The sequence below is a fragment of the Rhizobium sp. AG207R genome, assembly GCF_027109195.1.
In the GTDB taxonomy this organism is placed as follows: Bacteria; Pseudomonadota; Alphaproteobacteria; order Rhizobiales; family Rhizobiaceae; genus Rhizobium; species Rhizobium dioscoreae.
The window spans coordinates 215,213-237,045 of record NZ_JAEPVT010000002.1 but is presented as its reverse complement, the minus strand read 5'-3'; the positions used below and the strand labels follow the sequence as shown (position 1 = coordinate 237,045).

The following is a 21,833-nucleotide window of genomic DNA, read 5'->3' as shown; positions in this document are numbered from 1 at the left end:
GATATTCTATAATGAGAAACCTCAACAACGTTCATTTGAATGGCTTGCGCGCGCTGGAGGCGGTCGGGCGCCTCGGTTCGCTGCAGGCAGCGGCCGATGAACTCGGCGTGACGGCCGGTGCGGTCAGCCAGCAGGTCATCAAGGCCGAGGCGCAACTCGGTCGGCCGCTGTTCGAGCGGACGCCTAAGGGGATGACGGTGACGGCATCGGGACTGGCGGTGCTGGCAAGGTTGGGCGAGGGATTTCAGGCGCTTTCGGCGGCAATTGCGCTTGTGCAGCACAAGGATGAGAATATCCTCACCATTTCGGTGGCACCGGTTTTTGCGGCCCGCTGGCTAGTCTATCGGCTGGACCGCTTCGCCGGCCGCCATCCGGATATCCGCCTGCGCATCGATGCCACGACACGGCTGATCAACCCGGCGACGTCTGATGTCGATATTGGCATTCGGGTCGGCAATGGGCAATGGCCCGGCGTCAAGGCCGAGCTGCTGCTGGCCCAGGAGGTGTTCCCGGTCGTTACGCCGCAGATTGCCGCAACGCTTCGGGAGCCTGCCGATATACTGAAAGTCCCCGCCGTCATCGACGGACATGCGATGTTCGGCTGGGAGGTGTGGCTGCGCGAGGCCGGGCTCCCGGGCCATTGCATGGAAGAGCGTCACATCTTCAACGATGCGTCGCTCTGTCTGGATGCGGCTATAGCGGGACAAGGGGTGATGCTCGCCTGGCAGACGCTGGCGGCCTATGCCCTCCAGCAGAAATGCCTCGTTGATCCCTTCGGCATCCGCGCCAAAACCGGTTTCGGCCATTATTTCGTCACCGCCGAAGGCGTGCGGGAGCCGAAGAAGGTCACCGCCTTCAAGGCCTGGATCCGTGAGGAAATGGAAGAGAGCATGCGTCTCTTCCAATAATGTCAGACCGGCTCCTTGCCGCGGGTCGCCTGCATGGCTTTGTAGGCATCGCGCGCCTGGCAGCGCTCGATCCAGGCCTTCATCTTCGGGCGAGCGTCGAACAAGTCCTGCTCGGTTTGGGCATAGCGCAGCACTTCGGCCAGGTTGAGGTCGGCGGCGGTAAAGCGATTGCCGACGAGATAGTCCTGGTTTTGCAGGTGCTTTTCGAGCACGTCGAGCGGTTTCTTCAGCGAGCGGCAGGCGACTGCGATCCCGGCCTTGCCGGCATCGCTATTTTCCTGCGCATTGTCATAGATGCGCACGAGCGCGACGCTATAGGGTTCGACTTCCGTCGCCGCCCACATCGTCCACATAGACATTAGTCCTTCTTCCTCTACCGTCTTGCCGGCCAGCGGGCCGCCATATTTGCGCGCGAGATAGAGGTTGATGGCGAGCGACTCATGCATCGCGAGATCGCCATCCTTGATGCAGGGGATCATGCCCATCGGATTGACCGCCAGAAACTCCGGCGACATCGTGTTGATTGGCGCGTCGGCAGCGAGCGGATTGGCAAGCCGGCTGGCCTGGATGACAGGCACGGATTTGAACTCAATGCCGAGCTCCTCCGCCATCCAGTAATTGCGCGAGGCGCGCGAGCGATAGACACCGTAGATCGTCAGCATATGGGTCTCCCAGATTCGAGTCGGCGCGACCTTATTGGGCAGCTTGGGCGAGTAAAAGACCCTGCCGCTGATATCTGCGATGAAAGCTCGTGATGGATGGCGGATGGCCAGCGCCGAGCAAGCACGAAAATATCCGCCAGCCCGTCTAAATCTTTGCAAATCATGCTGCCGAGGCCTAGCCTTCGTTCAGAAATTAGCGTCGCTGCATGTTACCGTTCGGTTATAGCTTTCGTCGGATGCGGTAGGAGGCATCCGGTGAAAGGTACATGGGCAATCGGTAACTGCGATCTCGGGAGGAGAGCAGATGCTTGCTACCGGCGTTTCGCTAGACGACAAATATACCGCTGAGGATGGCCGCGTTTTCATGACCGGCCTGCAGGCGCTGGTGCGGCTGCCCATGACGCAGATGCGGCGTGATCGCGCCGCAGGACTCAATACGGCAACGTTCATTTCAGGCTATCGCGGCTCGCCCCTCGGCGGCTACGACCAGCAGCTTCTGAAGGCCCGGACTTACCTCGACGCGCATGACGTCACCTTCCAGCCCGGAATCAATGAAGACCTCGCAGCCACGGCGGTCTGGGGCTCGCAGCAGGTCGGCCTTTCTCCCGGCGCCCGCAAGGACGGCGTGCTCGGCATCTGGTACGGCAAAGGCCCCGGCGTTGACCGCTCCGGTGACGTGCTGAAGCACGGCAATGCTGCCGGCACCTCCAGGCATGGTGGGGTCCTCTGTTTTGCCGGCGACGATCATTCCGCCAAATCCTCGACCATTCCGCACCAGACCGACCATGAATTCATGTCGGCGGTCATGCCGGTCATCTATCCTTCTTCGATCCACGAATTCCTCGAATACGGCCTGCTCGGCATCGCCATGTCGCGTTATTCCGGCTGCTGGGTCGGCATGAAATTCATTGCCGATACGGTCGAGACGACGGCGGCCGTCGATCTATCGGGAGAAAAGCGGCAGTTCGTCTTGCCGACGGATTTCGAGCTGCCTCCCGGCGGCCTCAACTTGCGCTGGCCCGATCCGCCGCTGGTGCAGGACGATCGCCTGCAGAATTACAAGGCCTATGCGGCCATCGCTTTCGCCCGCGCCAATCGCGTCGACGAAATCACGCATGATGTTCCCAATGCCCGCTTCGGCATAATCTCCTCCGGCAAGGCCTATGAGGATGTGCTGCAGGCGTTGCGCGAGCTGGAGATCGGCCCGCGGGAAATGGCCGATATCGGCCTGCGTATCTTGAAGGTGCGCATGCCCTGGCCGTTGGAGCCGGAGGCCGTGCGCCATTTCTCGGAAGGGCTGGACGAAGTTCTTGTCGTCGAGGAGCGTCGCGAAATCATCGAAAACCAGATCAAGCAGCAGCTCTTCAACTGGCGAGCCGATGTGCGCCCGCGCATCGTCGGCAAGTTCGACGAGCATGACAAACCCTATCTCAGCCTGTCTTCGGCGCTGACCGTCGGCGCGGTTGCGAGAGCCATCGCCGGGCGCATCGTCAAGCTCGATCTCGATCAGGGCCTGCATGATCGCATTGCCGCCAAGCTTGCCTATCTTGCCGAGCGCGGCCAGATCAGCCGCAGCCATGTGGCGCCACTGAACCGTACGCCGTTCTTCTGCTCGGGCTGTCCGCACAATACGTCCACCCGCGTTCCCGAAGGCAGCCGCGCCATCGCCGGCATCGGCTGCCATTACATGGCCACCTGGATGGACCGCAACACCGAGACCTTCACCCAGATGGGCGGTGAAGGCGTGCCGTGGACGGCGATTGCGCGTTACACCGACGAAAAGCATATGTTCGTCAATCTCGGTGACGGCACCTATTTCCACTCCGGCATTCTTGCCGTCCGCCAGTCCGTCGCCGCCAAGGTCAACGTCACCTACAAGCTGCTCTACAACGATGCCGTAGCGATGACCGGCGGGCAGCAGATCGACGGCCATCTGACGCCGCAACTGGTGACCAAGCAGTTGCATGACGAGGGTGTCCGGCCGATCTATCTGCTGTCGGACAATCCCGATGCCTATCGCGCTTCGGAGCTGGCGCCCGGCGTCAAGGTGCTGCATCGCGACCATATCGATCAGGTGATGCTGACGCTGCGCGAGACCGAAGGATGCTCGGCGATCGTCTATGTCCAGACCTGCGCCGCCGAGAAGCGCCGTCGCCGCAGCCGCGGCCTGATGGAAGATCCGGCCAAGCGCGTCTTCATCAACAAGGCTGTCTGCGAGGGATGCGGTGATTGCTCGGTACAGTCGAACTGCATCTCCGTCGAGCCGCTGGAAACGGAATTCGGCCGCAAGCGCCAGATCAACCAATCGAGCTGCAACAAGGATTTCTCCTGCGTCAAAGGCTTTTGTCCGTCCTTCGTCACGGTTCATGGCGGCAAGCGCCGCAAGCGGAAGGCACTGGGCCACGCCGACATCGACGTGCCGATGCCGGAAATCCCTGCCATCGCCGATCGTCCCTGGAACATCGCGATAGCCGGCGTCGGCGGCACGGGCATCCTGACCATCGGGGCCATCCTTGGCATGGCCGCGCATCTGGATGGCAAGGTGCCGATGATCCTTGACATGGCAGGCCTCGCCCAGAAGGGCGGCGCCGTCATGAGCCATCTGCGCATCGGTCTCAACCAGGCAGACGTCACCTCCTCGCGCATCGTCAATGGCGGCGCGGACTTGCTGTTGTCGGCGGACGAAGTGGTTGGGGCCTCCAAGGATGCGGTCACGCTCTGCTCAACGACGCGTACGACCGCCATCGTCAACACCGGGCTCATGCCGGTTGCCGATTTCGTTCGCAACCGCGATTTCGACTTCAGGACCGGTTCGATCCAGCATACAATTGCAAAGACCGTCAGCGATAAGTCCGTCTTCCTCGATTTCGGTCATGTCGCGACCGAGGTCACCGGCGATGCGATCTCAACCAATATCCTGCTGACCGGCTTTGCCTGGCAGCGCGGTCTGCTGCCGTTGTCGTTGGAGGCGATCGAAAAGGCGATCGAGCTCAACGGCGTCGCCGTCAAGGCGAGCCTCTTCGCGTTTCATTGGGGCCGGCTTCTCGCGCATGATCCGCAGGCCGTGCATGCCCTGATGGTCGCGCCCGATGTCGGCAAGACGCTGGCTGACATGAGTCTCGATGATCTCATCAGGCATCGCAAGGCGCATCTGACCGCCTATCAGGATGCGGCCCTTGCCGAGCGCTATGGTGCTTTCGTCGCCCACGCCAATGCTCTGGCGACGAAAGAGCGGCTTTCGGACAAGGTGCCCTTTGCCGTCGCCGTCACTTATGCGCGGGTCCTGGCCTACAAGGATGAATATGAGGTTGCCCGGCTACTCACCGATCCTGCTTTCGAAGCGCAATTGCGTGAGGAGATGGAGGGAGATTTCAAGCTGGCCCTCAATCTTGCCCCACCCGTCCTCGGCGGCAAGGATCCGAACGGCCGACCAAGGAAGCGCGAGTTCGGCGCCTGGATCCTGCCGCTGCTGCGGATGCTTGCACCAATGAAACGGCTACGAGGCACCGCTTTCGATCCCTTCGGCTATATGGCGGAGCGGCAAATGGAACGCCGCCTGATTGCCGAATACGAAGAGATCGCCGGGCGTGTGCTTTCCAGTCTGCGCCACGACAACGAGACAGAAGCCCTTGCCATTCTCTCGCTGTTTGATGAGATAAGAGGCTTCGGCCCGGTCAAGGAGGAGGCTCGCCGGAAGATCATGGTGAGGATAGCGGACAGACTGAAAGCCTATGAGATGCCGCGGGAGGCGCAGCATGTACCCGCAGATGCGGCATGACGCCGGCGGCGGAAACTTGAAGCAGGCATAACGAGACATACGTTCAAAGAGATTGGACGTTCGGGAGGTCGGGAGGAGAAGCCGGATGTTTTCTGGGGGATTGAACTTCGCGCTGGGCGAGGACATCGATGCGCTGCGCGAGCAGGTGCGCCGCTTTGCCAGCAATCGCATTGCACCCTTTGCAGACGAGATCGATCGCAACAACAGCTTCCCGATGCATCTGTGGCGGGAGATGGGCGATCTCGGCGTACTCGGGATCACGGTTGACGAAGCCTATGGCGGCGCCGGCCTCGGCTATCTCGCCCACACGGTTGCCATGGAAGAGATCAGCCGTGCTTCGGCTTCCGTGGGTCTGAGCTACGGCGCTCATTCCAACCTCTGCGTCAACCAGATCTACCGCAACGGCACGGCGGCACAGAAGGAGCGCTACCTGCCGAAGCTGATATCCGGCGAGCATGTGGGGGCTCTCGCCATGTCGGAGCCGAGTGCAGGCTCCGATGTCGTCTCCATGAAGCTGCATGCCGAAAAGCGCGGCCATCGCTATGTGCTGAACGGCAGCAAGATGTGGATCACCAATGGCCCGGATGCCGATGTCCTCGTCGTCTACGCCAAGACCTCTCCGGATGCCGGCCCGCGCGGGATTACCGCCTTCCTCGTCGAAAAAGGCTTTCCCGGCTTCTCCGTCGGCCAGAAGCTCGACAAGCTCGGTATGCGCGGCTCGAACACCTCGGAGCTGATCTTCCTCGATTGCGAGGTTCCGGAGGAGAATGTTCTCGGTCACATCGATGGCGGCGTGCGCGTACTGATGTCGGGTCTCGATTACGAGCGCGTGGTCCTTTCCGGTGGCCCCGTCGGCATCATGGCGGCCTGCATGGATGTGGTGCTGCCTTACATGCATGAGCGCAAGCAGTTCGGCCAGTCGATCGGCGAGTTCCAGCTGATGCAGGGCAAGCTGGCCGATATGTATGTCACCATGAATGCCTGCCGCGCCTATGTCTATGCCGTGGCCGCCGCCTGCGATCGCGGCGAGACGTCGCGCAAGGATGCGGCCGGCTGCATTCTCTATTCCGCCGAGAAGGCGACGGCGCTGGCGCTCGAATGCATCCAGGCGCTCGGTGGCAACGGCTACACCAATGATTATCCCGCTGGACGGCTGCTGCGCGACGCCAAGCTCTATGAGATCGGTGCCGGCACATCCGAAATCCGGCGCATGCTGATCGGCCGCGAGCTGTTTGGCGAAACGGCCTGACTGCGAAATTCCATTCCCATCAACCGGTGAAGCGCATGACCGTCCTGAAATCAGAGATATCGACGCATACGGATCGCTTCCGCGACAATCGCGCCGCCATGCTGGAGGCGATCGGCGTCGCTGAGGCTGCGGCGTCGCAGGCGGCGGAAGGCGGCGGCGCGCAGGCGCGTGAGCGCCATGTCGGCCGCGGCAAGATGCTGCCGCGCGATCGTGTCGCCGGGCTGATCGATCCCGCCACGCCGTTTCTGGAGATCGGGACGACGGCAGCCCACGGTCTCTATGGCGGCGAGGCACCGGGCGCCGGGTTGATCGCCGGCATCGGCCGCGTTTCCGGCCGCGATTGCATGATCGTCTGCAATGATGCCACCGTCAAAGGTGGCACTTATTATCCGATCACGGTGAAGAAGCATCTGCGCGCGCAGGAGATTGCGGCGGAAAACAATCTCCCCTGCATCTACCTCGTCGATTCCGGTGGTGCCAACTTGCCGAACCAGGACGAGGTATTTCCCGACCGCGATCATTTCGGGCGCATCTTCTACAATCAAGCCAATATGTCGGCGGCCGGCATTCCGCAGATCGCCGTCGTCATGGGGTCCTGCACGGCGGGTGGCGCCTATGTGCCGGCCATGTCGGACGAAACCATCATCGTCGAGAAACAGGGAACGATCTTTCTCGCCGGTCCGCCGCTCGTCAAGGCGGCGACGGGGGAGGTTGTCTCTGCCGAAGATCTAGGCGGCGGCGATGTCCATACGCGCCTTTCCGGTGTTGCCGATCATCTGGCGCGCGACGATGCCCATGCGCTCGCACTCGGCCGGCAAGCGGTCGCCAATCTCAATCGCCGCAAGCCCGAGAGTGTCGAGCGTCGCACGCCCGAGGCGCCGCTCTACGATCCCGAGGATATTCTCGGCATCGTCCCCTCGGATCTGCGCACGCCCTATGACGTGCGCGAGGTCATCGCCCGCATGGTAGACGGCTCCCGGCTGGATGAGTTCAAGGCGCGCTACGGCACGACGCTAGTCTGCGGCTTTGCCCACATCCACGGCATCCCAGTCGGCATCATCGCCAACAACGGCGTTCTCTTCTCGGAGTCGGCGCTGAAGGGCGCGCATTTCGTCGAGCTTTGTTCGCAACGCAAGATCCCGCTCGTTTTCCTGCAGAATATCACCGGCTTCATGGTCGGCCGCAAATACGAGACGGAGGGCATCGCCAAGAATGGCGCCAAGCTGGTGACGGCTGTGGCGACGACCAAGGTCCCGAAGATCACCATGCTGATCGGCGGTTCCTTCGGCGCCGGCAATTACGGCATGGGCGGCCGGGCCTATTCGCCGCGTTTTCTCTGGACCTGGCCCAACAGCCGCATATCCGTCATGGGCGGAGAGCAGGCGGCAGGCGTGCTCGCCACCGTACGCGGCGAGGCGCTGGCGCGTGCCGGCAAGCCTTGGACGCAGGAAGAAGAGGCCGCCTTCAAGGCGCCGACACTTAAGATGTTCGAAACCCAGAGCCACCCGCTCTACGCCTCGGCCCGCCTATGGGACGATGGCATCATCGATCCGCGCAAGAGCCGCGACGTGCTGGCTCTGTCGCTTTCAGCAGCACTCAACGCACCGATCGAAGACACACGCTTCGGTCTGTTCAGGATGTGAGGAGACGGAGATGAAACGCGATGCCATCAATGCCAAGAATGCGCCGCAGCCCCGCGGCGGTTATGCTCAAGCCGTAAAGCTCGAGAATTTCGAACGATTGCTTTTTATCAGCGGACAGATACCGACCGACGTCGACGATGCCTTGCCGGAGGGTTTTAAGGCGCAGGCTCGCCAGGTCTGGCACAACATCGATGCGCAGCTGAAGGCGGCCGGCATGACGAAGGACGATATCGTCAAGGTCACCACCTTTCTCGCCGATCGACATCATACGATCGAGAACCGCGAGATCCGTAGCGAATATCTAGGCTCGCTCACGCCGGCCATGACTGTCGTGATCGCCGGTATTTTCGATACGGCCTGGCTGCTCGAAGTCGAAGTCATTGCCGCGCAATAGGGTCTGCCGATGTTTTCGAAGATACTGATCGCCAATCGCGGCGAAATCGCCTGCCGGGTCATCTACACCGCAAGGCGCCTCGGCATCCGCACGGTCGCCGTCTATTCCGACGCCGATCGGAATGCCCTGCATGTGACCCTGGCCGACGAAGCCGCCCATATCGGCCCGGCGGCGGCGAGCGAAAGCTATCTTTCGAAGGAAAAGATTATCGCAGCCGCAAAGCGAACCGGCGCGGAGGCCATCCATCCGGGCTACGGCTTTCTCTCGGAAAATGCAGCTTTTGCCGAGGCCGTCGAAGCTGCCGGCCTGGTTTTCATCGGCCCGTCGCCGGCCTCCATTCGAGCGATGGGGCTCAAGGATGCGGCCAAGGCGCTGATGGAGCGGGCCGGCGTGCCCGTTGTTCCCGGCTATCATGGCGATAGGCAAGAGCCCGGCTTTCTTGCCGAGCAGGCCGACGGCATCGGCTTTCCCGTTCTTATCAAGGCGAGGGCCGGCGGCGGCGGCAAGGGCATGCGCCGCGTCGACCGTCCGGAGGATTTCGAGGCTTCGCTGGAGGCGGCGAAGCGCGAGGCGAAATCCGCTTTCGGCGACGATGCCGTGCTCATCGAAAAATATCTCATCAAGCCGCGCCATATCGAGATTCAGGTGTTCGGTGACAGCCAGGGCAATGCCGTGCACCTCTTCGAGCGCGATTGCTCCCTGCAGCGCCGGCACCAGAAGGTGATCGAGGAGGCCCCGGCGCCCGGCATGACGGAGGAGATGCGCAGCGCCATGGGCGAAGCGGCGGTTCGCGCCGCCCGCGCCATCGATTATCGCGGCGCCGGCACCGTTGAGTTCATCGCCGATGTCTCCGACGGCCTGTCGCCGGATCGCTTCTTCTTCATGGAGATGAACACCCGCCTGCAGGTCGAGCATCCCGTCACAGAGGCAATCGCCGGCGTCGATCTTGTCGAATGGCAATTGCGCGTTGCGAGCGGCGAGGCGCTGCCGAAAACGCAAGCTGAGCTCACCATAAACGGCTGGGCCTTCGAAGCCCGCATCTATGCCGAAGACCCATCGCGCGGCTTCCTGCCGGCAACCGGCACGCTTTCCCGCCTACGCTTTCCCGAAGGCGATGTCCGCATCGATGCCGGCGTGCGCGAGGGCGACAGCATCACCCCGCATTACGACCCGCTGATCGCCAAGCTGACCGTGCATGCGCCCGATCGGGCGGCGGCGCTTGCCAAGCTCACGCACGGTCTCGAGCAGACACAGGTTGCCGGAACCACCACCAACCTCGATTTCCTTATCCGGTTGAGCCGCCAGCCGGATTTCGCCGCCGGCCATCCGGATACGGGATTGATCGATCGTGACGTGGAGGCGCTGACCTCGGCGCAACCGCCAGACGATGCTGCCCTCGCCATTGCTGCCATTGTGGAGGCGGGTGGGTTCGCAGAAGCCACTGGCAGTGATCCTTGGCTGTCGCTCGGTCCTTGGCAGCTCTGGGGTGAAGCAAGCCGTCCCCTCACGCTGCATTTTGCCGGTGGTTATCAGAATTGCCGCGTGGCTGCAAAGAGTCGGTCGCTGTTTAGCGTCACCTTTGACGATCGCATCATTCTCGTTCGCTTGCTCGCAGGCGAGGGCCTTTCCCACCACGTCGAGATCGACGGCCGGCAGTCCCATGTCGATATCTTCGAGACATCGTCAGGCGTGACTTTATTCCTCGATGGACAGACGCATCATTTCCATCGACTCGATCTGCTCGACGGTGGAGAAGAGGCGGCCGGCGGTGGCGATCGCGTCATCGCGCCGATGCCGGGCCTCGTCAAGATCGTACGTGTGCGCGAGGGTGACGCGGTGGCGAGGGGCCAGGCGCTGATCGTCATGGAGGCCATGAAGATGGAGCTGACGCTGACGGCGGCACGCGACGGCATCGTCGAAGGTCTGTATGTCGGCGAGGGGGATCAGACCAGCGAAAGCGCCGTGCTTCTGTCACTCCGTCCGGAGGATGCGGCATGAACGACAAGCCTTCCAACCACGTCACCATCGTCGAGATGGCACCGCGTGACGGGCTGCAGAACGAGAAGCGGCAGGTTGATACCGAACACAAGATCGAGCTGGTCAATCTGCTTTCGGATTGCGGTTTCGAGCGAATTGAAGTCACCAGCTTCGTCAGCCCGAAATGGGTGCCGCAGCTTGGGGATGCCGCTTCGGTCATGGCCGGCATAGAGCGGCGTCCAGGCGTTCGTTACGCAGCGCTGGCGCCCAACATGCAGGGCTTCGAGGCCGCCCTTGCGGCTGGCGCCGATGAAGTGGCGATCTTCGCTTCCGCCTCGGAAACCTTCTCCATGCGCAACATCAACTGCTCGATCGCCGAGAGCATCGAGCGCTTTCGGCCGGTGGCGGCCGCCAGTCGGGATCGCGGCGTTCCGTTGCGCGGCTATGTCAGCTGCGTCGTCGAGTGCCCTTATGAGGGCGCGGTGCCGCCGCAAAATGTTGTCAGCGTCGCGTGGCAGTTGCGTGCGCTTGGTTGCTATGAGATCAGCCTTGGCGACACGATCGGCAAAGGCACGCCCGAGGCCGTCGACCGGATGCTTGGCGCAGTGCTCGGAGAACTCCCCGCGGCAGTCCTTGCCGGCCATTTTCATGACACGTCCGGCCGTGCGCTTGACAATATCGGCGTCGCGTTGGAGCGCGGCCTGCGGGTATTCGATGCGTCAGCCGGCGGCCTTGGCGGTTGTCCCTTCGCTCCCGGCGCCAAGGGCAATGTCGATACCGTTTCTGTTCAAGATTATCTATCGGCGCGGGGCTTCGAGACCGGTCTCGACGAGGACAAGCTTGCCCGCGCCGCCGCCTTTGCCCGCAGCCTCAGGAGTGCCTCATGATATCGCAGACGATCCGCATCGCCACCGACGAGCGCGGTGTTGCCCATGTGACGCTGGCGCGCCCGGAAAAGCACAATGCCCTTTCGGCGGAGATGATCGATGACTTGACAGCGGCAACGGACGACCTTGCTCACGACAGCGCAGTCCGGGTCATCGTGCTGACCGGCGAGGGCGCCAGTTTCTGTGCCGGCGGCGATCTCGGTTGGATGCGTGCCCAGTTCGATGCTACGCGGGATGGGCGTATGGCCGAGGCGCGGCGACTTGCCATGCTGTTCAAGGCGTTGAACGAATTGCCGAAGCCGCTGATCGCCCGCGTCCAGGGCAATGCTTTCGGCGGCGGTATCGGCATCCTCAGCGTCTGCGACATGGTGATATCGGCATCGACGGCCCGTTTCGGCCTGACGGAGGTGCGCCTCGGCATCATTCCGGCCACGATCAGTCCCTATGTCGTCGCGCGTATCGGCGAAGCGAATGCGCGCCCGTTGTTTCTCTCCGGCAAAATCATCGATGCCTGGCAGGCGCATGCCACGGGCCTCCTGTCACGGGTCGTGGCGGAGGAGGCGTTGGATGAAGCCGTAGAAGCCGAAGTCCGCCATTTCCTGGGAGCGTCACCGCAGGCAGCGGCCCGCGCAAAGGCTCTGGCGCGTTCCGTCGGCAGGCCGATTACTGATGGCATGATCGATCACGTCGTCAAACAATTGGCAGATGCCTGGGAGACCGACGAGGCGAAGGAAGGCATCACCGCCTTCTTCGAAAAGCGGCAGCCGAACTGGCGATCGGCCTAAACGAGTCTGTTGTTTTCGATGGTCAGCTGCGGAAACTGCATGCTTCCCCTGACCAGCTCTCCCGATGCCGGCTTGTCCCAGCGGAAGCCCATGATCGCGGCTTGCTGCATTTCCTGGAAGAGATTGCCTGCAATCACCGCCGAGCCGGCGCCATCGGCGACGGAGACGACGCAGCCGATGCCGGCATGTCTGACGATATTGCCGGTCGCAACGACATTACGGAGATATTGCCCCCAGCCGAGCCGCAGGCCCCAGAGCGGCGCATTCTCGATAACATTATCGGCAACAAGCGTATCGGCTTCCGCCGAGATGCCGATGCCGAAGCCGCCATCCTGCGCATAGGGTGCGATAAGCGACAGGTTGCGGATGACGTTGCCCGTCACCGAAGCGAGCCTTCCGCCCTTGTCGAAATTGGTAACTGAAATGCCGTTGGCGGCGCCATCGACCAGATTGTTGCTGATCGTGGCGCCGACGAATTCGAATTCGCAATAGATGGCCGTTTCGCCCGAACGCACGCATTGATTATTCGAGATCTGTATATTCGAGGCCGAATTGGCGCGGATGGCGGTGAAGGCACAATCGGCGATCTGATTGCCCGAAACCGTCACGCCATCGGCGCGGAAGACGTTGATGCCGTTGCCGTTCTGGCCGGTGCCGCCGCCATTGGCACGGATGCGGGTAACGCGGTTGTTGACGACGCTGCTGACATCCTCGGCCTTGTCCCAGCGATGGATGAGGATGCCGCCATTGCCGCAATCCTCGACGCGATTGCCGGTCACCGCCACGCCGGTGGACTGGACGGAATAGATGCCGGCCTCGGCGGCCCCGGAGATTCGGCTGCGCTCGATCCGGCCGCCGCAGCGCTCCAGCTGCAGTCCGTGTTTGCGGCTGCCGGCGACCTCGCAATTGTCGATCAGCACCTCGTCGACGCCGGTAAATTGCAGCAGACCGCCGGCATAATCGGCAAGCCAGCGATTGCCGCCATCGAAAACCAGGCCGGAAAGCTCGATACGCCTGGCTTTATCTGCATTCATCAGATGGCCGTCGCCGCTATAGATGAGCCGTGAGGCGCCAGGAACGCCTGTGATGCGCGTATTATTGGGGAGTGTCAGGTTTGAGATGTTGTAGGTGCCCGGTGGTAGGAAAAGCGGCATGTTGCTTCGCGCCGCATTGTCGATCATCGCCTGCAGCTTGCCGCTCTTGAAATCGCTGGCGCCCGGTGTCGTCTTCAGCGCAATGGCGTCGATCGGACCGCGCAGCTCGGCACCGGCCATCTTGGCAAGTGGTGCCGCGAAACCGCGCCGTGCAAGCACGCCAGCCGCTGCCGAGGCGGCGAGGGAAGCGATAAAGGCGCGGCGTTGCATCATTATGAACTCCTGGAACGTCACTTACGAAGCAGAAATCGTGCCAGGCCCATCTGTGCCGTTTTGATACAGAAGCTGTTCTTCAAACGCTTTCGATCGGCCAAGAGCCTCGACCTCTTTCTATTTCATTTACCAGTCCGGTAGAGGCGATGACCCGCACCTGATCCATTTGTGCTAGGGGCGACTCGCCGCGCATGTTACCTCTGCCGCATGCGGATCGCGGCCTTTCAACGTCTGGCACTTTTCGATGCCGTCGAGCAGGCGGCCCAGGCTTTGGCGCGCGATCTCGCCTGGGCGGAAAGGCAGGGCATCGATCTCGCCCTCTTTCCAGAATGCTATCTGCAGGGACACAGCTACAACGAAGCCATCGCCAGACGCCGCGCGCTTTCCCTCGACGATCCCGGTTTGGACGCGCTTGTCGCTCGCTTCGCCTCGAGCAGGACGACAGCGATTATTGGCCTCTTCGAGAAGAAGCGCAATCGTCGATCCGAACGGCGCCGTCGTGGCAAAGGCCAAGCCGCATAGCGAGGATGTCCTCGTCTTCGATCTGCCGGATCGGCAACCCGAGCGCGGATTCGCGCGAAAAGCAGCTGATATCGCTACCTAATTGTGCAAATCGCGCTATCCTCACAAGTCATGAGACCCGATCAACTGCTTTATCCGGCGCCTGCGGGCTTGTTCTGCCCGATAGGCGGCTTCTATATCGATCCCGTGCAGCCGGTCGAGCGAGCGCTCGTCACGCATGGTCATTCGGACCACTCTCGTTCCGGCCATGCCAATGTGCTCGCCACGCGCCAGACCCTCGATATCATGCGCATCCGCTATGGTGATGGCTTTGCAGGATCGGAGCAGGCGGTTGCCTTCGGCGAGGAAGTGACGATCAATGGCGTCAAGGTGCAGTTCCATCCTGCCGGCCACGTCCTGGGTTCGGCTCAGATCGCAGTGGAGAAGGATGGACTGCGCATCGTGGTCTCAGGCGATTACAAGCGCCGGCCGGACCCGACCTGTGAAGCCTATGTGCCGGTTCCCTGCGACGTCTTCATCACCGAGGCGACCTTCGGCCTGCCGGTCTTCCATCATCCCGATCCGATGGCAGAGACGCGCAAGCTCCTGGCTTCGCTTCGGCAGTTTCCAGAACGAACGCATCTGGTCGGCGCCTATGCGCTCGGCAAGGCACAGCGTGTCATCCGCCTGCTGCGCGATGCCGGCTATGACAAGCCGATCTATATCCATGGCGCGCTCGAAACCCTGTGCGACTACTATGTCAGCCAGGGCATCGCGCTTGGCGAACTCAAGCCAGCCACCTTCGAAAGCCGCGATCAGTCGATCTTTCAGGGCGCCGTCGTCGTCGGTCCGCCCTCCGCGTTTCAGGATCGCTGGGCGAGACGATTTAACGATCCGCTGCCGGCTTTCGCCTCCGGCTGGATGATGGTGCGCCAGCGTGCCAAGCAGCTTGGCGTCGAGCTGCCGCTGGTCATATCGGATCATTGCGACTGGCCCGAACTGACCGAGACGATCTCCGATTTGAAGCCGAGCGAGGTGTGGGTCACCCACGGCCGCGAAGAGGCGCTGGTGCGCTGGTGCGAGCTGCAGGGCATCGCCGCCAAGCCGCTGCATCTCATCGGCTATGAAGATGAGGGCGATTGATGAAAGCCTTTGCCGACCTCCTCGATCGCCTGGTGCTGACGCCGAGCCGCAACGGCAAGCTGAAGCTGCTGACCGATTATTTCCGCGATACGCCCGATCCGGACCGCGGCTATGGTCTGGCCGCCATTGCCGGCACGCTCGAGGTGCGCAACGTCAAGCCCGCCATGCTGCGCGAGCTCGTTCTCGAGCGCATGGACGAGGTGCTGTTTCGCTATTCCTACGATTATGTCGGCGATCTTGCCGAGACGATCTCGCTGGTATGGGACAAGGAAAGCGATATCGAGCGTCCTGCCGGAGAGCAGCCGAAGCTCGGCGAGGTTATCAGGCGCATGAATGCGCTTGGGCGGACCGAAGTGCGCAGCTTCGTCCGCGACCTGTTGGATCGGTTGGATACGTCGGGCCGCTTTGCCTTCCTGAAGCTTGCGACCGGCGCCATGCGCATCGGTGTTTCGGCCCGGCTTGCCAAACAGGCGCTGGCCGAACTCAGCGGCAAGGATGTGACCGAAATCGAAACGCTGTGGCATGGTCTGCAGCCGCCCTATGAAAGCCTGTTTCGATGGCTGGAAGGAAAGGGCGAGCGGCCGATATTGGCGACGCCGGCGATCTTCCATTCCGTTATGCTGGCCAATCCTGTTGAAACAGGCGATCTCGACGGGCTCGACCCCCGCGATTTCGCGGCCGAATGGAAGTGGGATGGCATCCGCGTCCAGCTTTCGCGCTCTGGGGAGACGAGCAAGCTCTATTCGCGCTCCGGCGATGACATATCCGGTGCCTTTCCCGACGTTGTGGACGCCATGAATTTCGAGGGCGTCATGGACGGTGAGCTGCTGGTTGGCGGCACTGTTCGCTCCAACAGCCCGACACGCAGCTTCTCCGATCTGCAGCAGCGCCTCAACCGCAAGACCGTGACGGCAAAGATGCTGGACGAGTTTCCGGCCTTCATCCGCGCCTATGATCTTCTTTTTGACGGCGCGGAGGACGTGCGCGCCCGTGGTTTCCTCGATCGGCGGGAGCGGCTGACGGAGATCATCGATGCCGCGCCCCACGACCGCTTTGATCTGTCGCCGCTCGTCGATTTCTCGTCCTGGGAGGAGCTCGACCGCCTGCGCTCCTCGCCGCCCGATCCGGTGATCGAAGGCGTGATGATCAAGCGCAGGGACAGCGCCTATCTCGCAGGCCGCGCCAAAGGCCCCTGGTTCAAGTGGAAGCGCGATCCCTATAATGTCGATGCCGTGCTGATGTATGCCCAGCGCGGCCACGGCAAGCGCTCCAGCTACTATTCCGATTTCACCTTCGGCGTCTGGGCGACGACGCCGGAGGGTGAGCAGCTCGTGCCTGTCGGCAAGGCCTATTTCGGCTTTACCGATGCGGAGCTTGAGGTGCTCGACAAGTTCGTGCGCAACAATACGGTCGACCGTTTCGGCCCAGTGCGAGCGGTGCGCGCCGATCGCGATTTTGGCTTCGTGCTCGAGGTCGCTTTCGAGGGCATCAACCGCTCGACCCGCCATAAATCGGGTGTCGCCATGCGCTTTCCACGCATTGCCCGACTGCGGCCCGACAAACCGCCCTACGAGGCCGACAGGCTGGAAACTTTGATCGCGATGATTGACGCCAAGGCTCCGGTTGTCGATGAATAGGCGAGGGCGATTCCTCACCACAAAGTGAGTTGGCCTAGCCTTCCAACCCGTGCAGATTTGATCTGCGCCGGGATATTTCGACAGAGCCCACGACCATGTCCGACGACCACGCATTTCGTCCCAATCGCCGCAGCCTTCTAGCCGGTATTGCCTTCACGCTCTTTGCGCCCAACATCGTCAGAGCTGCCGATGACAGTACGACTGCAAACAAGCCTGCCGAGAACAAGAGTGTCGCCACACGGAGCGACGAGAAGGCCGAGGATGCGCCGCCGCTGCTTTCGGGCGACTATGCCAAGGAGCGCCATCTGTTTCGCACTGATCTCGTGAGCAAGGGACCTGCTCCCGATATCTACGAACCGCTGGTGACGCCATCGACCGCCGAACGGCTTTTCTATCGCAGCGGCGTCGGCGAGGAGCTGGAGCTCGTCGCCTGGGTTTCCCGCTACACGCGTTCGGAGAAACCGAAGCCGGCCGTATTGTTCCTGCATGGCGGCAACGCCATCGGCCAGGGACATTGGCAGCTGATGAAGCCCTATGTCGAGGCCGGCTACGTCGTCATGATCCCTTCCATGCGCGGCGAAAACGGCCAGAAGGGCAATTTTTCCGGCTTTTACGACGAAGTTGCCGATGTGCTGGCCGCGTCCAACCGGCTGCGGCATCTGCCGGGTGTCGATCCGCATCGCATGTTCCTGGCTGGCCACAGCATCGGCGGTACCCTCGCTATGCTTGCCGCCATGTCGACGAAGCGCTTCCGTGCGGTCGCGCCGATATCCGGCAACCCCGACGCTTACGCCTTCTTCAGCCGTTACCCGCAGGACATCCGCTTCAACACCAGGAACCCGCGTGAATACCAGATGCGCTCGCCGCTCTGCTACGCGCACAGCTTCAAAAGCCCGATAAAACTGTTCCACGGAACCGAAGAGGCACATTTCGACTCGCGCCTGTCGCTGCTCTCCAAACGGGCAACGGCCGCCGGCGTGAAGATCGAAATGGCGACGGTGCCGGGCAGCCACAATTCGGCTTTGCCGGGCGAAATCGCTCAAAGTATCGAGTTCTTCAAGAGCGTGGCTGTCTGAACCAGCGCCCGCAAGAGCGGCACGGGAGATAATCCGAACCGCTCTGCGAGTCGATGCTTACGCCATCAGCTTCTCGATCAGCGCCGTTGCCGCTTCCGCAATCACCGTGCCGGGCGGGAAGATTGCGTCCGCACCGGCCGCTTCCAGCGCCGCGAAATCCTGTGGCGGGATGACGCCGCCGACGGCGATCAGCACATTGCCGGCATGGCGGCGCGCGAGCGCGGCCTTCAATTCCGGCACCAGCGTCAGATGGCCGGCGGCAAGTGACGATGCGCCGAGGATGTCGACGCCTTCGCGAACGGCGACATCGGCCACTTCTTCCGGAGTCTGGAACATGGCGCCGACGACGACATCGAAGCCCAGATCGGCAAAAGCCGTGGCGATGACCTTCTGGCCGCGATCGTGTCCGTCCTGGCCCATTTTGGCGATGAGGATGCGGGGCTTTTCACCGCGCGCTCTGCGGAAGGCTTCAACCTTGACCACAGCCTTGTTGAAAGCAGGATCGGCATCGCCGACTTCCCGACGATAGACGCCGGAAATGGTCCTGATCTCGGCCACATGCCGGCCATATGCCTTTTCCAGCGCCAGCGAAATTTCGCCGACGGTCGCTCTTGCCCTTGCTGCCTTAACGGCGAAGTCGAGCAGATTGCCGCTGCCGGTGCGCGCCGCATCCGTCAGGGCGTCGAGGGCAGTCTCGACGGCGGCCGTCTCCCGTGTGCCCTTCAATTGCTGCAGCTTGGATAGCTGACGTGCCCGCACTTCGGAATTGTCCACCTTCAACACGTCGACTTCGATATCCTTCTCTGGCCTGGAAAAGTTGATGCCGACGAGTGTCTGATGGCCGCTGTCGATGCGCGCTTGCGTGCGTGCGGCGGCTTCCTCGATGCGAAGCTTCGGAATGCCTTTCTCGATCGCCTTCGCCATGCCGCCGAGCGCCTCGACTTCCTCGATATGGGCAAGGGCGCGGGCCGCAAGATCGTAGGTCAGCCGTTCGACATAGGCCGAGCCGCCCCAGGGGTCGATGATCCCTGTCGTGCCGGATTCCTTCTGCAGCAGGATTTGCGTGTTGCGCGCAATGCGGGCGGAATGGTCGGTCGGCAGCGCCAGCGCTTCGTCGAAGGAATTGGTGTGCAGCGACTGGGTATGTCCCTGCGTTGCCGCCATCGCCTCGACCATGGTGCGGATGATGTTGTTCATCGGATCCTGCGCCGTCAGCGACCAGCCGGAGGTCTGGCTGTGGGTCCTGAGAGCCAGGGATTTCTGGTCTTTCGGTGCGAAATTCTTCTGCATCAGCGCGGCCCAGATCAGCCGTCCCGCGCGCATCTTGGCAACCTCCATGAAAAAGTTCATGCCGACGGCCCAGAAGAAGGAGAGGCGAGGGGCGAAGCTGTCTATATCGAGCCCGGCTGCCACGCCTGCCCGCGCATATTCGATGCCGTCGGCGATCGTGTAGGCGAGCTCCAGATCCGCCGTCGCGCCGGCCTCCTGCATGTGGTAGCCGGAGATCGAGATGGAGTTGAACTTCGGCATCCGCTGGCTGGTATAGCTGAAAATGTCCGAGACGATGCGCATCGAGGGCTGCGGCGGATAAATGTAGGTGTTGCGAACCATGAACTCCTTGAGAATGTCGTTCTGGATCGTGCCCGACAGCTTGTCCTCGGAAACGCCCTGTTCCTCCGCCGCGACGATATAGAGCGCCATGACCGGCAGCACAGCGCCGTTCATGGTCATCGATACGCTCATCTCGTCAAGCGGAATACCGTCGAAGAGCTGGCGCATATCGAGGATGGAATCGATCGCCACCCCCGCCATACCGACATCGCCGGCCACTCGCGGATGATCGCTGTCATAGCCGCGGTGAGTGGCAAGATCGAAGGCGACGGAGAGGCCCTTCTGGCCGGCGGCAAGATTGCGGCGATAGAAGGCATTGGACTCCTCGGCAGTGGAGAAGCCGGCATATTGGCGGATGGTCCAGGGCTGCTGGACATACATTGTGGGGTAGGGGCCACGCACGAACGGCGCAGCACCGGGATAGGTATCCAAAAACTTCAGGCGGGCGAGGTCGCTTTCGCCATAGGCGCACTTGACGCTGATGCCTTCGGGAGTTTCCCAGGCTGGGGCGCCGATTGTTGGCGTCGTTGCCTGCGGCTTGGCCCAGGGGATGGTGGCGAAGTCGGGGATATTGGTCATGGAGCCGATGCCTCCGTGAATGGGGAGGGCGCAAACCCCCCTCTGTCACTTCGTGACATCTCCCCCACAAGGGGGGAGATCGCCCCAAGCCAGAATTTAACCCAGCCGGTCGTGACAACTTTCGCTGCCGCAGATGAGGGGTTTGTTCGAGGTGGAAGGGTTCCGCGAGTTTCCAATCTCCCCCCTTGTGGGGGAGATGTCGCGAAAGCGACAGAGGGGGGTATCGCACTTGTCTCGAACCCGATGTCCATCCTCATGCCTCCACCCCCTCATCCAATCGTATCGGCACCAACCCCATCCCGCCAACAATCGGACCCAAAGGCCCCAAAACCGTCACCGGCCGCTCGGTCTTCATGGCAAACAGCGTCGTCCCCACGATCGGCCTCGCGGCACGGCTCTCCCGCGCCTCTGCGATCATCGCCGCTAACTCGCCGCTGGAAATGACCTTCGCCAATCCTCCCTTGCCTTCGATCCGGGTGAAAATCTCCCAAGCCCGTTCGCAAAGCGCGTCGGTCAGCGCCTCGATGCCGCCGGCCCCGGCAGCTGGATCGGCGACATGATCGAGGTGGCTTTCGGCGATCAGAATCGTCTGCGTGTTGCGCGCTAGGCGCCGCGCCAGCGGATCAGGAATGCCGTGCGTCAGGCTGTGCGGCAGAACACCGATCTCGTCGGCGCCGCCAACGCCGGCTGAAAAGACCGCGATCGTGTTGCGCAGGATGTTCGTCTCCGGATCGAGGCGGGTCAGCATGCGATAGCTGGTCTCAGCAAAGAGATGTGCCGGTCGTGGGTCGGTAACGCCGCAGGCCTCGGCGATCCGGGTGAAGATCAGCCGCGCGGCGCGCATCTTCGCGGTTGTGATGAACTGATTCTGATCGGCCGAAAGGCAGAGGCTGATTGCCGCAAGCGCTGCTTCCGGTGACAGTCCCGCCTCCTCAAGCAGTCGTAAATGGCCTACGAGGCTTGCCGCCATCACCGCCAGTTCCTGCGCCTCGGTCCCGCCGGCGTTATGCACGGCACGGCCGTCCGCATTGACGATCGTACCAACCGACTTCAACTCTTTGAAGTATTTGATGTCGCTGGTAAAATTGGCGAAACGCCCGGCTGTCAAGAAAGCGTCGAGTCCAAGGTGCAATCTTTGGGCGCCACCATCCACAATCGAGGCTGCCGCCATTTTCGCAATGCCGGAAGAAAAGCCATCGAGGCGCAGGGTCGTAGTCTTGGCGGATGCTGCTGCCAGCACTTCGGAAAAGATTGGCGACTGAGCATCCATCCCGATGCCGAAGGCCGAAGCGGAACTGCTGGAAACGAGGCTGATACCGCTTGCGCCATTGGCAAGATCGTCGCCGAGCTGCACCATTGCCCGCTCGGTGTCCGGATCGTCCATGCGCTGCATCACCGTCCATGGCAACTCGGCCCGCTGACGAAATAGCGGCTTGCCGTCGCGCCGTCGCTGGTAAAGCGGCTCTATCGCGATGCCGTCATCGGTTCGCGAGACCAGTGCTTCCTGGAAATTCTTGCCTTTCAGCGCCCGTTCCACCAGCTTCAGCCAAGTCTTTTGGTCGGTCTGGCCGAAGATGCCCGGGTCGAGACTGTCGATATTCATGCGCTCCTCCGTACTGCATTGGTCTAGCCCATG

At 62.0% G+C, this 21,833-nt stretch carries 16 protein-coding genes; 12 read left to right on the top strand and 4 right to left on the bottom strand.

Annotation, left to right across the window (positions count from 1 at the left end; translation table 11 throughout):
• The first annotated feature begins 11 nt into the window (after nucleotides 1-11).
• Nucleotides 12-908 carry a LysR substrate-binding domain-containing protein gene (locus JJQ51_RS05085; protein WP_113353965.1) on the top strand — a complete coding sequence of 299 codons (897 nt, stop codon included), beginning with the start codon at nucleotides 12-14 and terminating at the stop codon, nucleotides 906-908.
• Between the two features lie 2 nt (nucleotides 909-910).
• On the opposite strand, the gene JJQ51_RS05080 is transcribed toward JJQ51_RS05085, so the two are convergent.
• Nucleotides 911-1,570, bottom strand: a complete 660-nt coding sequence (locus JJQ51_RS05080; RefSeq protein ID WP_113353966.1) for a glutathione S-transferase family protein — start codon at nucleotides 1,568-1,570, stop codon at nucleotides 911-913.
• A gap of 304 nt (nucleotides 1,571-1,874) precedes the next feature.
• Between JJQ51_RS05080 and JJQ51_RS05075 the strand changes: the two genes are divergently transcribed.
• From JJQ51_RS05075 to JJQ51_RS05045, 7 genes are all read left to right on the top strand, one after another.
• Nucleotides 1,875-5,348 (top strand): indolepyruvate ferredoxin oxidoreductase family protein, encoded by a 3,474-nt coding sequence (locus JJQ51_RS05075; protein WP_152095985.1) that lies wholly within the window; start codon nucleotides 1,875-1,877, stop codon nucleotides 5,346-5,348.
• Nucleotides 5,349-5,433: 85 nt separating this feature from the next.
• On the top strand, nucleotides 5,434-6,597 hold the full coding sequence (locus JJQ51_RS05070) for an isovaleryl-CoA dehydrogenase (RefSeq protein WP_113390350.1): 1,164 nt from the start codon (nucleotides 5,434-5,436) through the stop codon (nucleotides 6,595-6,597).
• A 35-nt stretch (nucleotides 6,598-6,632) separates the two neighbouring features.
• A complete protein-coding gene (locus JJQ51_RS05065; protein ID WP_152095986.1) occupies nucleotides 6,633-8,240 on the top strand; it encodes a carboxyl transferase domain-containing protein in 1,608 nt (535 codons plus the stop codon).
• 10 nt (nucleotides 8,241-8,250) lie between these two features.
• Nucleotides 8,251-8,634, top strand: a complete 384-nt coding sequence (locus JJQ51_RS05060) for a RidA family protein (protein ID WP_113331893.1) — start codon at nucleotides 8,251-8,253, stop codon at nucleotides 8,632-8,634.
• Between the two features lie 9 nt (nucleotides 8,635-8,643).
• Complete coding sequence (locus JJQ51_RS05055) at nucleotides 8,644-10,632, top strand: acetyl/propionyl/methylcrotonyl-CoA carboxylase subunit alpha (protein WP_152095987.1); 1,989 nt, start codon at nucleotides 8,644-8,646, stop codon at nucleotides 10,630-10,632.
• Nucleotides 10,629-11,498, top strand: coding sequence for a hydroxymethylglutaryl-CoA lyase (locus tag JJQ51_RS05050; RefSeq protein WP_152095988.1), 870 nt, complete (start codon nucleotides 10,629-10,631; stop codon nucleotides 11,496-11,498). Before JJQ51_RS05055 ends, JJQ51_RS05050 begins: the two co-directional genes overlap by 4 nt.
• Nucleotides 11,495-12,283, top strand: coding sequence for a crotonase/enoyl-CoA hydratase family protein (locus JJQ51_RS05045; protein WP_152095989.1), 789 nt, complete (start codon nucleotides 11,495-11,497; stop codon nucleotides 12,281-12,283). The genes JJQ51_RS05050 and JJQ51_RS05045 overlap by 4 nt, the downstream gene beginning before the upstream one ends.
• Here the strand turns inward: JJQ51_RS05045 and JJQ51_RS05040 are convergent.
• A complete protein-coding gene (locus JJQ51_RS05040; RefSeq protein ID WP_152095990.1) occupies nucleotides 12,280-13,650 on the bottom strand; it encodes a TIGR03808 family TAT-translocated repetitive protein in 1,371 nt (456 codons plus the stop codon). The genes JJQ51_RS05045 and JJQ51_RS05040 overlap by 4 nt on opposite strands.
• A gap of 207 nt (nucleotides 13,651-13,857) precedes the next feature.
• On the opposite strand from JJQ51_RS05040, the gene JJQ51_RS05035 reads away from it, so the two are divergent.
• From JJQ51_RS05035 to JJQ51_RS05020, 4 genes are all read left to right on the top strand, one after another.
• Nucleotides 13,858-14,172, top strand: a complete 315-nt coding sequence (locus JJQ51_RS05035; RefSeq protein ID WP_233788683.1) for a hypothetical protein — start codon at nucleotides 13,858-13,860, stop codon at nucleotides 14,170-14,172.
• A gap of 111 nt (nucleotides 14,173-14,283) precedes the next feature.
• On the top strand, nucleotides 14,284-15,294 hold the full coding sequence (locus tag JJQ51_RS05030; RefSeq protein ID WP_269244394.1) for a ligase-associated DNA damage response exonuclease: 1,011 nt from the start codon (nucleotides 14,284-14,286) through the stop codon (nucleotides 15,292-15,294).
• Nucleotides 15,294-16,931 carry a cisplatin damage response ATP-dependent DNA ligase gene (locus JJQ51_RS05025; protein ID WP_113353977.1) on the top strand — a complete coding sequence of 546 codons (1,638 nt, stop codon included), beginning with the start codon at nucleotides 15,294-15,296 and terminating at the stop codon, nucleotides 16,929-16,931. The genes JJQ51_RS05030 and JJQ51_RS05025 overlap by 1 nt, the downstream gene beginning before the upstream one ends.
• A gap of 95 nt (nucleotides 16,932-17,026) precedes the next feature.
• Entirely contained in the window at nucleotides 17,027-18,007 is a 981-nt protein-coding gene (locus JJQ51_RS05020; protein WP_145632965.1) for an alpha/beta hydrolase family protein, read from the top strand.
• A gap of 57 nt (nucleotides 18,008-18,064) precedes the next feature.
• Here JJQ51_RS05020 and scpA read toward each other — a convergent pair whose 3' ends face one another.
• Both scpA and JJQ51_RS05010 read right to left on the bottom strand, forming a co-directional pair.
• Nucleotides 18,065-20,197, bottom strand: coding sequence for a methylmalonyl-CoA mutase (gene scpA / locus JJQ51_RS05015; RefSeq protein ID WP_269244393.1), 2,133 nt, complete (start codon nucleotides 20,195-20,197; stop codon nucleotides 18,065-18,067).
• A gap of 253 nt (nucleotides 20,198-20,450) precedes the next feature.
• Nucleotides 20,451-21,800, bottom strand: coding sequence for a methylmalonyl-CoA mutase family protein (locus tag JJQ51_RS05010; protein ID WP_113353980.1), 1,350 nt, complete (start codon nucleotides 21,798-21,800; stop codon nucleotides 20,451-20,453).
• Nucleotides 21,801-21,833: the final 33 nt, after the last annotated feature.

What these genes read in the sequence shown, in the direction of transcription:
- JJQ51_RS05040 (WP_152095990.1), bottom strand. Translation starts at nt 13,650, where the DNA reads ATGATGCAACGCCGCGCCTTTATCGCTTCCCTCGCCGCCTCGGCAGCG.
- JJQ51_RS05010 (WP_113353980.1), bottom strand. Translation starts at nt 21,800, where the DNA reads ATGAATATCGACAGTCTCGACCCGGGCATCTTCGGCCAGACCGACCAA.
- JJQ51_RS05080 (WP_113353966.1), bottom strand. Translation starts at nt 1,570, where the DNA reads ATGCTGACGATCTACGGTGTCTATCGCTCGCGCGCCTCGCGCAATTAC.
- JJQ51_RS05025 (WP_113353977.1), top strand. Translation starts at nt 15,294, where the DNA reads ATGAAAGCCTTTGCCGACCTCCTCGATCGCCTGGTGCTGACGCCGAGC.
- JJQ51_RS05045 (WP_152095989.1), top strand. Translation starts at nt 11,495, where the DNA reads ATGATATCGCAGACGATCCGCATCGCCACCGACGAGCGCGGTGTTGCC.
- JJQ51_RS05055 (WP_152095987.1), top strand. Translation starts at nt 8,644, where the DNA reads ATGTTTTCGAAGATACTGATCGCCAATCGCGGCGAAATCGCCTGCCGG.
- JJQ51_RS05020 (WP_145632965.1), top strand. Translation starts at nt 17,027, where the DNA reads ATGTCCGACGACCACGCATTTCGTCCCAATCGCCGCAGCCTTCTAGCC.
- JJQ51_RS05030 (WP_269244394.1), top strand. Translation starts at nt 14,284, where the DNA reads ATGAGACCCGATCAACTGCTTTATCCGGCGCCTGCGGGCTTGTTCTGC.
- JJQ51_RS05050 (WP_152095988.1), top strand. Translation starts at nt 10,629, where the DNA reads ATGAACGACAAGCCTTCCAACCACGTCACCATCGTCGAGATGGCACCG.
- JJQ51_RS05085 (WP_113353965.1), top strand. Translation starts at nt 12, where the DNA reads ATGAGAAACCTCAACAACGTTCATTTGAATGGCTTGCGCGCGCTGGAG.
- JJQ51_RS05070 (WP_113390350.1), top strand. Translation starts at nt 5,434, where the DNA reads ATGTTTTCTGGGGGATTGAACTTCGCGCTGGGCGAGGACATCGATGCG.
- JJQ51_RS05065 (WP_152095986.1), top strand. Translation starts at nt 6,633, where the DNA reads ATGACCGTCCTGAAATCAGAGATATCGACGCATACGGATCGCTTCCGC.
- JJQ51_RS05075 (WP_152095985.1), top strand. Translation starts at nt 1,875, where the DNA reads ATGCTTGCTACCGGCGTTTCGCTAGACGACAAATATACCGCTGAGGAT.
- scpA (WP_269244393.1), bottom strand. Translation starts at nt 20,197, where the DNA reads ATGACCAATATCCCCGACTTCGCCACCATCCCCTGGGCCAAGCCGCAG.
- JJQ51_RS05060 (WP_113331893.1), top strand. Translation starts at nt 8,251, where the DNA reads ATGAAACGCGATGCCATCAATGCCAAGAATGCGCCGCAGCCCCGCGGC.
- JJQ51_RS05035 (WP_233788683.1), top strand. Translation starts at nt 13,858, where the DNA reads ATGCGGATCGCGGCCTTTCAACGTCTGGCACTTTTCGATGCCGTCGAG.